The sequence below is a fragment of the Pararhodobacter zhoushanensis genome, assembly GCF_025949695.1.
In the GTDB taxonomy this organism is placed as follows: Bacteria; Pseudomonadota; Alphaproteobacteria; order Rhodobacterales; family Rhodobacteraceae; genus Pararhodobacter; species Pararhodobacter zhoushanensis_A.
In genome coordinates, this window is sequence record NZ_JAPDFL010000001.1 from 4,208,730 (window position 1) to 4,220,300 (window position 11,571).

At 66.2% G+C, this 11,571-nt stretch carries 11 protein-coding genes; 1 reads left to right on the forward strand and 10 read right to left on the reverse strand.

Features of this window, described 5'->3' with window-relative positions; translation table 11 throughout:
* Window positions 1-97 precede the first annotated feature (97 nt).
* The 9 genes from OKW52_RS21010 to ybgC form a co-directional block, all read right to left on the reverse strand.
* Window positions 98-697, reverse strand: a complete 600-nt coding sequence (locus OKW52_RS21010; RefSeq protein ID WP_264507439.1) for an MOSC domain-containing protein — start codon at window positions 695-697, stop codon at window positions 98-100.
* Window positions 698-769: 72 nt separating this feature from the next.
* The gene (gene ftsH, locus OKW52_RS21015; RefSeq protein WP_127109412.1) at window positions 770-2,683 is read right to left on the reverse strand and encodes an ATP-dependent zinc metalloprotease FtsH; all 1,914 of its coding nucleotides are present in this window, start codon (window positions 2,681-2,683) and stop codon (window positions 770-772) included.
* 77 nt (window positions 2,684-2,760) lie between these two features.
* Window positions 2,761-3,987 (reverse strand): tRNA lysidine(34) synthetase TilS, encoded by a 1,227-nt coding sequence (gene tilS / locus OKW52_RS21020; protein ID WP_264507440.1) that lies wholly within the window; start codon window positions 3,985-3,987, stop codon window positions 2,761-2,763.
* Between the two features lie 109 nt (window positions 3,988-4,096).
* Window positions 4,097-4,609, reverse strand: coding sequence for a peptidoglycan-associated lipoprotein Pal (pal, locus tag OKW52_RS21025; RefSeq protein ID WP_264507441.1), 513 nt, complete (start codon window positions 4,607-4,609; stop codon window positions 4,097-4,099).
* A gap of 118 nt (window positions 4,610-4,727) precedes the next feature.
* A complete protein-coding gene (gene tolB, locus OKW52_RS21030; protein ID WP_264507442.1) occupies window positions 4,728-6,050 on the reverse strand; it encodes a Tol-Pal system beta propeller repeat protein TolB in 1,323 nt (440 codons plus the stop codon).
* On the reverse strand, window positions 6,047-7,225 hold the full coding sequence (locus OKW52_RS21035) for a hypothetical protein (protein ID WP_264507443.1): 1,179 nt from the start codon (window positions 7,223-7,225) through the stop codon (window positions 6,047-6,049). The genes tolB and OKW52_RS21035 overlap by 4 nt, the downstream gene beginning before the upstream one ends.
* A gap of 30 nt (window positions 7,226-7,255) precedes the next feature.
* The gene (locus OKW52_RS21040) at window positions 7,256-7,732 is read right to left on the reverse strand and encodes an ExbD/TolR family protein (protein ID WP_264507444.1); all 477 of its coding nucleotides are present in this window, start codon (window positions 7,730-7,732) and stop codon (window positions 7,256-7,258) included.
* A gap of 3 nt (window positions 7,733-7,735) precedes the next feature.
* On the reverse strand, window positions 7,736-8,431 hold the full coding sequence (tolQ, locus tag OKW52_RS21045; RefSeq protein ID WP_264507445.1) for a protein TolQ: 696 nt from the start codon (window positions 8,429-8,431) through the stop codon (window positions 7,736-7,738).
* A 101-nt stretch (window positions 8,432-8,532) separates the two neighbouring features.
* On the reverse strand, window positions 8,533-8,922 hold the full coding sequence (ybgC, locus tag OKW52_RS21050) for a tol-pal system-associated acyl-CoA thioesterase (RefSeq protein ID WP_264507446.1): 390 nt from the start codon (window positions 8,920-8,922) through the stop codon (window positions 8,533-8,535).
* A gap of 676 nt (window positions 8,923-9,598) precedes the next feature.
* On the opposite strand from ybgC, the gene OKW52_RS21055 reads away from it, so the two are divergent.
* Window positions 9,599-10,663, forward strand: coding sequence for a sensor histidine kinase (locus OKW52_RS21055; protein ID WP_264507447.1), 1,065 nt, complete (start codon window positions 9,599-9,601; stop codon window positions 10,661-10,663).
* 205 nt (window positions 10,664-10,868) lie between these two features.
* Here OKW52_RS21055 and OKW52_RS21060 read toward each other — a convergent pair whose 3' ends face one another.
* Window positions 10,869-11,480 carry a hypothetical protein gene (locus OKW52_RS21060; RefSeq protein ID WP_264507448.1) on the reverse strand — a complete coding sequence of 204 codons (612 nt, stop codon included), beginning with the start codon at window positions 11,478-11,480 and terminating at the stop codon, window positions 10,869-10,871.
* Between the last annotated feature and the right edge of the window lie 91 nt (window positions 11,481-11,571).

The window sequence follows — 11,571 nt, forward strand, 5'->3', positions numbered from 1 at the left end:
CCTGACTTAGCTAGCCGCGTTGCATGTATACATTCCTAATGCAGTGCCGCCGCCGGTTTTTGCGGGGCACCCGGTTTCGTATCGGAAATCCTAGCCGTTATCGGCGAAGGGCGCGCGACATTTGTGACCAGACCGGCTGATCGGGCACAAACAACCGCAACCGGTCGCCCAGGGCCACGCGCCCCTCGGCCTCGACCCAGGCCGTCACCCCGCGCCGATCCGCGGCGGCGGGTTTGAACGCCTTGCCGTAGCCGGGGTGCTGGGTCTCGATGGGGCGGGCGGGCAGCGTGCAGGGGCGGTTTTCCATGTCCACGGTCAGCGAGGCCCCGCTGTCGGCCAGCAGCCGCGAAGACGGCGGCACATGGCTGAAATCGGGCACCCCGCGCAGCACCATCGTCGCGCCGATCAGCGTCGGGTCCAGCGTATCCAGCCCCATCTCTTGCGCAATCGCCACCAGCTCTTCCTCGGACACGATCGACACCTGCCGCACGTTGCGGATCGGCGTGTTGCGCGGATAGAGGCCCATCACGCGCGAGCAGGACGGTCGCGTCATGCCGCCATGCGCTTCCCCCAGCGGGCCGTCGAAGGTCAGCTCCATCGCCTCCAGCGGCGTTGAGGGCAGCGCGGCAGCGCGGTCGGTGACCACGCCCAGCCAGACGATCTCGGCTTCGAATTTGGTGGCGGCAAGCGCGGGCATGGGCAGACCTCAAGGCAAAGAAAAACCCCGGCACCGTCGCGCGGTGCCGGGGTGATTGCAAGAGCAACCGGATCAGGCCGAGGGGTTCGGCTCAAGCCCGCTGTCATCCGTGCCGCGACGCGGCTTGGTGCGCGGGATCGACAGAACCGACGGCGTACCGCCCGAGTTGGACGTGTCGTCCTCATCCCGGCCCGGGCCCTCGCCGCGCATGACGCGGGTGATCTCGGCACCGGTCAGCGTCTCATACTCCAGCAGACCCTGCGCCAGATATTCCAGCTCGTCGGCATGCTCGGTCAGGATACGCTTGGCGGTCTGATAGCCCTCATCGACAATCTTGCGCACTTCCTCGTCGATCTTCTTCTGCGTCTCTTGCGAGGCGTTCGATCCGCCCGAGTAATTGCCCAGATAAGACTGCTGCTCGTTGGCATAATCGATATGCCCCAGCGCGTCCGAGAAGCCGAACTGCGTGACCATCGCGCGGGCGATCTTGCTCACCTGCTGGATGTCGCTCGACGCGCCCGAGGTCACGTTTTCCTTGCCGAAGATCAGCTCCTCGGCCACCTTGCCGCCCATCGCCATGGCGATTTTCGACGTGTATTTGGTGTAGGTCACGCTCAGCTGGTCGCGTTCGGGCAGGCTCATCACCAGACCCAGAGCGCGGCCACGCGGGATGATCGTCGCCTTGTGGATCGGATCATGCTGCGGGACGTGCAGGCCAACGACGGCGTGCCCGGCCTCGTGATAGGCGGTCAGCTTTTTCTCGTCTTCGGACATGACCATCGACCGGCGCTCGGCGCCCATCATGACCTTGTCCTTGGCGCTTTCAAAGTCGTCCATGGTGACAAAGCGACGGTTCTTGCGCGCGGCGGTCAGTGCCGCCTCGTTCACCAGGTTGGCCAGATCCGCGCCCGAGAAACCGGGCGTCCCGCGCGCGATGATGCGCAGATCGACGTTCGGACCCAGCGGCACCTTGCGGGCATGCACGCCCAGAATGCGCTCACGGCCCTTGATGTCGGGGTTCGGCACCTGCACCTGACGGTCGAAACGACCGGGACGCAGCAGCGCGGGGTCTAGCACATCGGGGCGGTTGGTCGCGGCGATGATGATGATGCCTTCGTTGGCCTCAAAACCGTCCATCTCGACCAGCAGCTGGTTCAGGGTCTGCTCACGCTCATCGTTGCCGCCGCCATAGCCGACACCGCGCGAGCGGCCGACCGCGTCAATCTCGTCGATGAACACGATGCAGGGCGCGTTCTTCTTGGCCTGCTCGAACATGTCGCGCACGCGGCTGGCACCGACACCGACGAACATTTCGACAAAGTCGGACCCCGAGATGGTGAAGAACGGCACGCCCGCCTCACCCGCAATCGCGCGGGCCAGCAGGGTCTTACCGGTGCCCGGAGGGCCCACCAGCAGCGCGCCTTTGGGGATCTTGCCGCCCAGACGGCTGAACTTCTGCGGGTTGCGCAGGAATTCGACGATCTCTTCCAGCTCGTCCTTGGCCTCATCGATACCGGCGACATCGTCAAACGTCACGCGCCCGTGCTTTTCAGTGAGCAGCTTGGCCTTGGACTTGCCAAAGCCCATGGCCCCGCCTTTGCCGCCACCCTGCATCCGGTTCATGAAGAAGATCCACACGCCGATCAGCAAGAGGAACGGCAACCAGACCGACAGCGCCGACATCAGGCCAGACCGCTCTTGCGGGCGCGCCTCGACCGAGACGTTCGAGGCGATCAGCCGGTCGGTCGGGTTCTCGCCCGAGGGACGGATGGTGGTGAAAGCCTGACCCTGCCGGTCGGTCACGCGGAGCGTTTCGCCGTCGATCACGACTCGGCTGACATCGCCGGCCTCAACCCGCTGCAGGAAATCCGAATAGCCGACTGTGCGCCCGGTGCTCGTCGTGCTGCCGTTGTTGAACAACGTAAACAAGACGATCATCAGGAAGAACAGGACGATCCAGAACGCGAAATTGCGAGCGTTGCCCACGGAGCTCTCCAATCTTCTCGGCCAAGGATGGCCAGTTGGCCTCTAAGATAGTGATGCGCAGGGTGACTTCAATGCGATTATGCCCGCTGCGTGACAATCGCGGCGACAGGTCGCGCAGAAAGACGCCATTCGCCGGGCCAAAACGCCAGCGGCGCGGCGATCAAGGCGCCCTCGCGCCAGATCCCCGGCAGCGCGGCAAGGGTCTCGCGCCGCAGGCCGGTGTCACGCCAATGTGTATGCAGACCGGCCCGCGCCTGCTGGCTCAGCTGTCGCAGCCCCGCCTCACCCAGCGCGCGGATCTCGCCGGGGCCGGGGCCTTCCGCCCGCCAGCGATGGTCCCAGACCTGATCACTGGGGCATACCAGCCCGGCCACCGCCTGCGCCTCCCGCGACAGGCGCAGGCGCCCGCCGTCCTGGATCAGCACGCAGCCCATCAGCGTTCCCTGCCCCGCCGCCAGCAACCGCTGCAGATCCTCGAGCCGCGGGCGATAGGCCGCGCCCGAGAGCTGCATCAGCAGATGCGCCATCGCCCGGTCGCGGATTTCCGGCTCCTGCGCCTGCAAACCCGCGTCGATCACCAGCGTCCCGCGATCCTCATCCACCAGCGCGTCCAGCACTGCCTGCGTCTGCGCCTCCAGCGCGCCGCGCGCCCGGCGCATGCGCCCGGCGGTGGCCGCCAGCCCCTCGGCCCCGATCCCCAGATCGGCCAGCGCCGCCAGCGCCTTGCGCGCGCGCACCCGCTGATAGCGCGGGTTGTCGTTGCTCGGGTCGTCGACCCACGCCACGCCCCGCGCCTCAAGCTCGGCACGCAAGGCCTGCCGCGTCACGCCCAGCAGAGGCCGCAGCCAGACCACGCCCTCGGCCTCGCGCCGCGCGGCCATCCCGGCCAATCCGTCCACGCCCGATCCCCGCGCCAGCCGCATCAGCACCGTCTCGGCCTGATCGTCGAGCGTATGGCCCAGCACAACCGCATCGACCCGCCCCCGCGCCCAGCCGCCGATCAGCGCCAGCCGCGCCGCGCGCGCCTCGTCCATCAGGTTGCCACCCTCAGGCCCCGTCCAGCGCAGCACCGTATGCGCCACCCCCAGCCGCGCACACAGCGCGGCAACGCCCAGGGCTTCCGCCGCGGCCTCGGGCCGCAAGCCGTGATCCACCGTCACCGCCGCCACGCGCGCCGCCCCCAGCGCCTCGACCGCCAGCACCAGCGCCGCCACCGAATCGCCGCCGCCGGACACCGCCACACCAAGGCGCGCGAAGCCTTCACAGCCCGCGCGCATCACAGCCAAAGGGGCCGGGCCTGTCACAGCCCCGCCCCTTCATCTGTCTCTAAATATCCTCGGGGGTGAATTCGCGGCACGCGAAGAGGGGGCAGAAAGCCCCCTGCCCGGCCAAAGCCTGCGGCCCCCGGCATTCTTAGCGCGACACGACCGTGGTCGCGCGGCGGTTCAGATCCCAGCAGCGTTGCGCGGCGCAGGCCTCGACCGGACGCTCTTTGCCGTAGCTGACGGTGCGGATGCGGCCCGAGGACACGCCCTCGCCGATCAGGAACTGCTGCACGCGCGCAGCACGGCGGGCACCCAGCGCGATGTTATACTCGCGCGTACCGCGCTCGTCGGCGTGGCCTTCGATCAGGATCGCATAGGTCGGATAGCGGTTCAGCCAGGCGGCCTGAGTGCGCAGGACGGTGACGCCCTCGGCGGTCAGGTCGCTGCTGTCCACGGTGAAGTGGACGGTGTCACCGATCGTCTGGTTGAAATACGCGATCGAGGTCGGATCGTTGGGATCCCCCAGCGCCGTCGACGAGATACCGCCAGCCCCGGCACCGCCATTGGTCAGGGGATCGTCATAGTCGCCGCCGCGAGGGTTGTTACACGCGGCCAATGCCAGTGCGGCGACGACCAGAATGGCCTTGGTCAGAATTTGCATCGTTTTCAGTCCTTGTTGTTCGGTCCTGCCCGACGCGCATCATAACAGATGCCGCGTCGCGGGGGAATCGGGCGGTGTTCACGGTACGCGGCGCACCGCGTGGGTTATGGGTTCAAACTTATGGCAGCAGGGGCGACCAGCTCGGGTCCGAGGCAGGCCCCGGCGTCGGCACCCGGCGCAGGTTGCGCCCGGTGATATCGACCGACATCAGCACCGGGTTGTTCCCGGCCTCTTCGCGCGCGAACATGATGACACGACCGTTTGGCGACCATGTCGGGCCCTCGTCCAGGAAGCTCTGGGTCAGGATCCGCTCGTTCGAACCATCGGTGCGCATCACGCCGATGTGGAAGCGCCCGTTGAGCTGCTTGGTAAACGCGATCAGATCGCCGCGCGGCGACCACACGGGTGTGGAATAGCGCCCCTGACCCTGGCTGATGCGGTTCTGCCCGCCGCCCTGCAAGCCCATGATATAAAGCTGCGACGCGCCGGTGCGGTCGCTTTCGAACACCACCTGCTGCCCGTCCGGCGAGAAGCTGGGCGCGGTGTCGATGGCATCGGTCTGCGTCAGCTGCCAGCGCTGGCCGCTGGCAAGGTTGAGCATGTAAAGGTCGGTCCGCCCGTCGACGGACAGCGAATAGACCACCGAGCCACCATCGGGCGAGAAACGCGGCGCGAAGGTCATTTCGCCCGGCTGATCGCCGAGCACCTGCCGACGGCGCGACGCGACATCCATCAGATAGATGCGCGGAAAGCCGGTCTCGTAGCTGGTGAACAGGATGCGGTCGCCGGTCGGCGAGAAGCGCGGCGCAAAGGTCAGCGACGTGCCGTCGGTCAGGTACTGCGTGTTCTCGCCGTCCTGATCCATGATCGCCACCTGCTTGCGCCGGTTGGTCGCCGGGCCGCTTTCGGCGATGAACACCACCTGACTGTCGAAATAGCCGGTCTCGCCGGTCAGGCGCATATAGACCTGATCCGACACCCGGTGCGCCATGCGCCGCCACGCATCGGTGCGCCCGTCCAGTTGCAGACCGTCGCCCAGCTGCTGGCCACTGACCACGTCGAACAGGCGGAACTTCACCGTGATCGTCGGCCCGTTCACCCGCACCGCGCCGGTGATCAGGGCGCGGGCGTTGATCGCGCGCCAATCGGCAAACTGCACCGGGCTGTCAAAGCTGGTGATCCGCCCGACATGCGCGGTCGGCGGGATTTCCCGCAGCAGGCCGGTGCCGCTGAGGTTGTTGGCGATCACCCGTGCGATCCCGGCGGTGTATTGCCCGCCCGCCGCGTTTTCGGCGACGAAATCGGGGATGGCAAAGGGCACCGGCTCGATCACGCCTTCGGTAATCTCGATGCGCAGGGGCGTCTGTGCCCGCGCAATGCCGGGGGCTACCGCGAAACCGGCCAGAAGTCCAAGCACGGGGCGGCGGGAAAATTGGGTCATCGTGTACTCATCCGTGCTGGGTTGAACGTGATTTCGACCAGTCGCCACTGATCATAAAGGTCCTGAGGCAATCCATAGCCATTGATACCACATTGAACGATGGCCTGTCGCCCGGCGTCAAACGCCGCGCGCACAGCGCCGATCGAGCCGCCCGATGCCTCGACCTCGCGGATCGAGGATTCGACGGGGCGGCCGTCGGGCGTCATTTCAAACGCGATGGTGATCACCACGTTCAGCGCCTCGGTCGACAGGATGCCGACGTTCCAGCAGGCCTCGATATTGAGGCGCAGCATATCGGCATCGGCCTGACTGAGCGTGGCGGTGGGCTCATCCAGAGCCGAGCCGAGCGCCTGCGCCAAAGCATCCTCGATTGCCCCCGAGATGGGGCTTTCGGTCGGTTCTTCGGTCGCTGGTGTCGGGATCGGCGTGCTGTCGGCCGGCGGCGTCGGGGTGGGTGTGGGCGTCGGTGTGGGCGCAGGCGTGGGCGTCGGAGCGGGCGCCGCGGCGACCTGTTCTGCGCGTGTCGGGCGCTGACGCGGACGCATGCTGACCTCAGGCGCGGTCGCCGTGCGGCGCACCGGCTCGGTCTCGCTGATATCGGTCGCCTCGGTCACCGTCTCGGTCGCGGCGGCCTCGCGTTGCGTGGCCTCCTGCGCTTCGGGGGCGATCACCGTCGCCGTCGCATCGGGCACCACCGCTGCGCGGTCCTGCGGCGCAATGGCGACGTCGGGCTGCGGCGTTGGCGCGGCCTCGGGCGCGACGCGCTCGGCCGGGCGCTGAACGGGGCGCAGGCTGGAATCGGGTGTGGTCTGCGGCGCGATCACCGCGGCTTGCGGCGGCTCGGGCACCGGCACCGGCTCGGGCGCGGGGGCCGGCGCAGGCGTCGGCGCCGGGATCGGCGCAGGCGGGACCACCGGCGCGGGCGGCTCGATGGGCGCGGGCGTCGGGATCGGCGTGGGAGCCGGGGCCGGGGCCGGTTCGGGCGTCGGCGTGGGGGCTGGCGGGGCCGCGGGCGCAAGCTGCGACAGCTCGGCAAATTCCTGCGCCGACACGATCGAGACCTCGGTCACGTCGGGCATCATCGGCTCATCCGGGGCGCCGAAAAGATCAAACACCAGAATCCACAGGATCAGCCCGCCATGCAGCAGGGCCGAGACCTTGTGTCCCGTGTTCATATGTACCTGTGCAAAGGCAGCCATGTGCGCTTACTGACCCGACTGGGCCCCAAAGGAGGGCCCGCCGGTTTCGGTGACCAGGCCGATATTGTGGAACCCACCGGCATTGAGCGCGCCCATGACCTGCACAACCCGCGCGTAGGGGATCGACCCGTCGGCGCGCAGGAACACGCGGTCATCCGCCCGCTCGGCGGCAATCGCCTGCAAGCGCGGTAGCAGATCGCCCTCGGCCACATCGGTGGTCATCAGCGCGATGGAGCCATCAGCCCCCAGCGTGATCGACAGCGGCTCTTCTTGCTGCGCGGGCAACGCGCCCGCCGCCGTGCGCGGCAGCTCGACCGGGACGCCGACCACCAGCATGGGCGCGGCGACCATGAAGATCACCAGCAGCACCAGCATCACGTCAACCATTGGCGTGACGTTGATCTCGGCCATCTTGGCCGCGTGACCGCGACGCCGACGGCGGGTGCCCGACCCGCTCTGTTTGCGAATGGCTTGCGCACCCATGGCTCAGGAATCCAGATTGCGCGACAAAAGCGTGCCGAATTCGTCCGCGAACTGCTCATAGCCCGAGGCAATGGTGTCGCTGTCATCGGAAAGCTTGTTGTAGAAGATCGTGGCGGGGATAGCGGCCAGCAGGCCCAGACCGGTGGCCAACAGCGCCTCGGCGATGCCCGGCGCCACAACGGCAAGGTTGGTCGATTGCGCCAGCGCGATTTCCTCGAACGCGGTCTTGATGCCCCAGACGGTGCCGAACAGACCCACGAACGGGCTGGCCGAGCCGACCGAGGCCAGGAAGGTCAGGTTGCTGTTGAGCACCCGCGCCTCGCGGTCGATGGCCACATCCATGGACCGGTCGATGCGCTGCGCCGCGCCGGGGATCATCGCGCCGTCCGAGCGATGCGAGCGCTGCCACTCGGCCATACCGGCGGCAAAGATGCGCTCGGGGCCGCCGGCGGGGTTGGGGCCAACGCGGGAATACAGCGCATCCAGCGGCTCACCCGACCAGAAGGTCGCATCAAAGGCAGCGGCCTGCGCGCGGGCGCGGCGGAAGACCAGATGCTTCTGGACGATAATCGCCCATGACCAGAACGAGGCGACGATCAACAGGATCATCACCAGCTTCACAGTAAACGTGGCACGCAGGAAAAGCGCGACCAGCGAAAAGTCGATGTCACTGGCCTGTGCCAGGGTGGCGGTATCCATGCCTTCAGTCCTGCTCGTTCTGGGGGCGCCGTTCGGACGGCCCTCGTTTGCGCTGATTCTAGCGCGTTTCGCGGGCAAACGCCAATGACAGCACGCGAATGTTACGCGTTTTCGCCGATCGTGCGCAGCGCGGGCGGCAAACGACGCGGCTTGCCGTCGGTTGTGATGCACACGATGGTCACCTTGGCCTGAAAAAGGCAGCAATCGCCCAGCAAAACCTGCTGATCCAGCACCAGCCGGGCCGAGCTGACCGACAGCGGGCGGGTGGTGATCACGAGCCGGTCATCCAGCCGGGCGGGCGCGCGGAAGTCGGCTTCGATCCGGTGGACGACAAAGATCGTCCCGGCAGCGCGCATGGCGTTCTGATCGATGCCCAGCCCGCCGACCCAGTCAGTGCGGGCGCGGTCGATGAACCGCAGGTAGTTCGCGTGATAGACGATCCCGCCGAGATCGGTCTCGTCGTAGTAAATGGTCACCGGAAAGCTATGCATTGGCCTGATCTTCTGAAGCCCCGCCATGTTCGCCAAGGCTCAGGCGTGGCGGGGAGCAGGTGTCCGAAGGGGGTACGTCGAGGCCCTGGCAGCCTGGAAATGGCATTCGTTACGAAACAGTCTGCAGGAAAGGACCAGATTGACTCAGGGTCAACCCCCAATTGTGCCGGGCCGACGGAGACACGCATTCAGGTGGGAGCATCCGGCCAAAGAGAGGGTGTCCCACGATGGGACATTTTGTGAGGCCAGGGAGATCAGAGACTTAGCAGGCGCGTTTAGGGAGTTGTTAGGGATTTGGGGATCCCGGAGCGGCGCGTCATGACCGACCAAACCCCTGAACCCGGCTGCTGGCGGCCAGCCGGACACTTTCGGGCCTGAACGGACGTCCGATCGCCCAACCGCTGCCGCAGTGTCGCGGCCCAAAGCCCGCCCGCCAGCGACGACGCCTGCAGCGCCATCTGTCTGACGGACGCCAAGGAAGCCACACAGCGGCGCCGTTTCGTGCAAGCGCCCGCTCAAACCCCCTTCAGACCCATTGACGAGAGCAAGCCGCGCTCCGCTCGGCAGACTGCTGCGAATCGCCTCCGAAACGCAGAAAACCCTCGCAGAAAGCCTCTTTTCAACCGACAATGAATGCGCATAAACCTATGCGTTGTCCCAAGAAAGGTCCGGAAAAATGTCGCACGACCTTCGCCCTTCTGAACTGTCGTTGCCGGCAATCGGAAGCGGCTTGATGGCGCGTCATATCTCTTCGTTCGACTGGAGCAACACACCGCTCGGCCGCCTTGAGACCTGGCCGGTGTCCTTGCTGTCAGCCGTGCGAATAATGCTTGGCCAACAGCATGCGTCGTGCATTTTCTGGGGTTCGGACCTGACGATGCTTTACAACGACGCCTATGCTCCCATCCTCGGGGCGCGACAGGCTGAGGCGCTGGGCGCGCCTGCCAAAGATGTCTGGCCCGAAATCTGGACGGAGATCGCGTCCTTCATCGAAAAGGCACTGGCTGGGGAAGGCATATTCTTCCGGGAACTTCCGCTGACCATGACGCGGAATGGCTACGACGAGCAGACGTACTGGACATTTTCCTACAGCCCGCTTTACGACGATGACGGCATTATCCGCGGGATGATCAATGTTGCGGTCGACGAAACGCCAAGTGTCGAGGCACGGGCGCTTCAGGACGCCATGCGGTCCGAGCTGTCGCATCGCATGAAGAACATGCTTGCGGTCACCTCTGCTGTCGTCTCTTCCAGCCTGCGCGCTTCGCCGGACCTGGAGCACGCGCGCGAGACCGTGACGGCCCGGATCAGGGCCCTTGGACAGGCCCAGCAATTGCTGCAGGCGGACGTGGCGATTGACATCACCGAGGTGATCAATCGTTCTCTGGCAGCGCATCTGGATCGCGACGACCGGCTCTCTTTGCAAGGTCCGCCGATTATTCTGGCACCGGATCAAGCCCTTGGTCTGTCGCTGATCCTGTTCGAACTGGCGACCAACGCCCTCAAATATGGTGCCCTGTCCGCGCAGGAAGGGCGTGTCAGCATTTGCTGGACGCGTGCGGACGACGGAGATTTCACCCTCGATTGGACCGAGAGCGGCGGACCGACCGTCAGCCCGCCGTCGTCACGCGGGTTCGGCTCTCAACTGCTGCATCAGGTTGGGCCCGGCTATTTCTTTGGCACCGGGGACATCGAATACAATCCTGAAGGCGTGACCTATCGCCTGCTCGGCAGGGTTTAAGGCCCGCGCGGCAGAACGAAGTAACGCCTCACGGGGGGCCTTTGGTCATCCTCGCGCTTTTGGATGAACCGCTTCGGCCTCAGGTCTTCAGTCCCGCGCCTTGCAGATCTTTGTGACTGCCGCGCTTAACTGGCGCGCTTGACTGGCGCACACCATCGCGCAAAGACATGAGGACAGGCGGGGCGCGCGCGCCCCGCCCGGTGTGTCAGCGGCCAAGGCCGATCCCGACACCGTCCCCGTTCACGGAAACGCCGAGCCCGTCCGCGCCGCCGACGCCCACATTGATGCCGCCGCCGTTGTTGCTGCCAGCACCGGTTCCGCCGCCACCGACATCGACGTTGATGCCGCCCTGATTGCCCGAAGCGGCGTTTTCGCCGACGCCGACGTTCAGACCGCCTTCATTGCCGGACGCAGCATTGTCGCCGATACCAGCGTTGACGCCCCCGTCATTGCCAGAGGCCGCGCTTGTGCCGACGCCTGCATTGATGCCGCCATCATTGCCGGTCGCAGCTGCGGCACCCGCGCCGATATTCACGCCGTCGCCGCCAATATCCACGGCAAGACCACCTTCATCACCGCCTTCATCGGGGTCGGTCCCGGTGCCGCCGGGGTCAGTGCCCGATCCCGGCTGGCCGGGGGCGCGCCCGGCCTGATCGCCTGCGAACACCTGTTGGCAATCACCCGCGAGCACCAGCCGCAGTTGCGACGGAGTCAGGTTGCGGGCAGGTTGTTCGCAAAAGCTTTGGCTGAGCGCGGGCAGAGGGATGCTTGCACCGACGAGGGTCAAGGCGATGGCCATTCGATTACTGATATTCATCGTTACTCTCCTGATCTGTGAATGGATGCGTCACAACTGCAACGCGACTGTTTACCAACCGGGGGGAGTGCTTGAAGGTTCCCGTGTCTGG

Excerpts from the sequence above, each read along its gene's own strand:
- pal (WP_264507441.1), bottom strand. The coding sequence starts at position 4,609 with ATGCAAATTCTGACCAAGGCCATTCTGGTCGTCGCCGCACTGGCATTG.
- ybgC (WP_264507446.1), bottom strand. The coding sequence starts at position 8,922 with ATGCATAGCTTTCCGGTGACCATTTACTACGACGAGACCGATCTCGGC.
- OKW52_RS21040 (WP_264507444.1), bottom strand. The coding sequence starts at position 7,732 with ATGGGTGCGCAAGCCATTCGCAAACAGAGCGGGTCGGGCACCCGCCGT.
- tolQ (WP_264507445.1), bottom strand. The coding sequence starts at position 8,431 with ATGGATACCGCCACCCTGGCACAGGCCAGTGACATCGACTTTTCGCTG.
- OKW52_RS21035 (WP_264507443.1), bottom strand. The coding sequence starts at position 7,225 with ATGAACACGGGACACAAGGTCTCGGCCCTGCTGCATGGCGGGCTGATC.
- OKW52_RS21060 (WP_264507448.1), bottom strand. The coding sequence starts at position 11,480 with ATGAATATCAGTAATCGAATGGCCATCGCCTTGACCCTCGTCGGTGCA.
- OKW52_RS21010 (WP_264507439.1), bottom strand. The coding sequence starts at position 697 with ATGCCCGCGCTTGCCGCCACCAAATTCGAAGCCGAGATCGTCTGGCTG.
- tolB (WP_264507442.1), bottom strand. The coding sequence starts at position 6,050 with ATGACCCAATTTTCCCGCCGCCCCGTGCTTGGACTTCTGGCCGGTTTC.
- OKW52_RS21055 (WP_264507447.1), top strand. The coding sequence starts at position 9,599 with ATGTCGCACGACCTTCGCCCTTCTGAACTGTCGTTGCCGGCAATCGGA.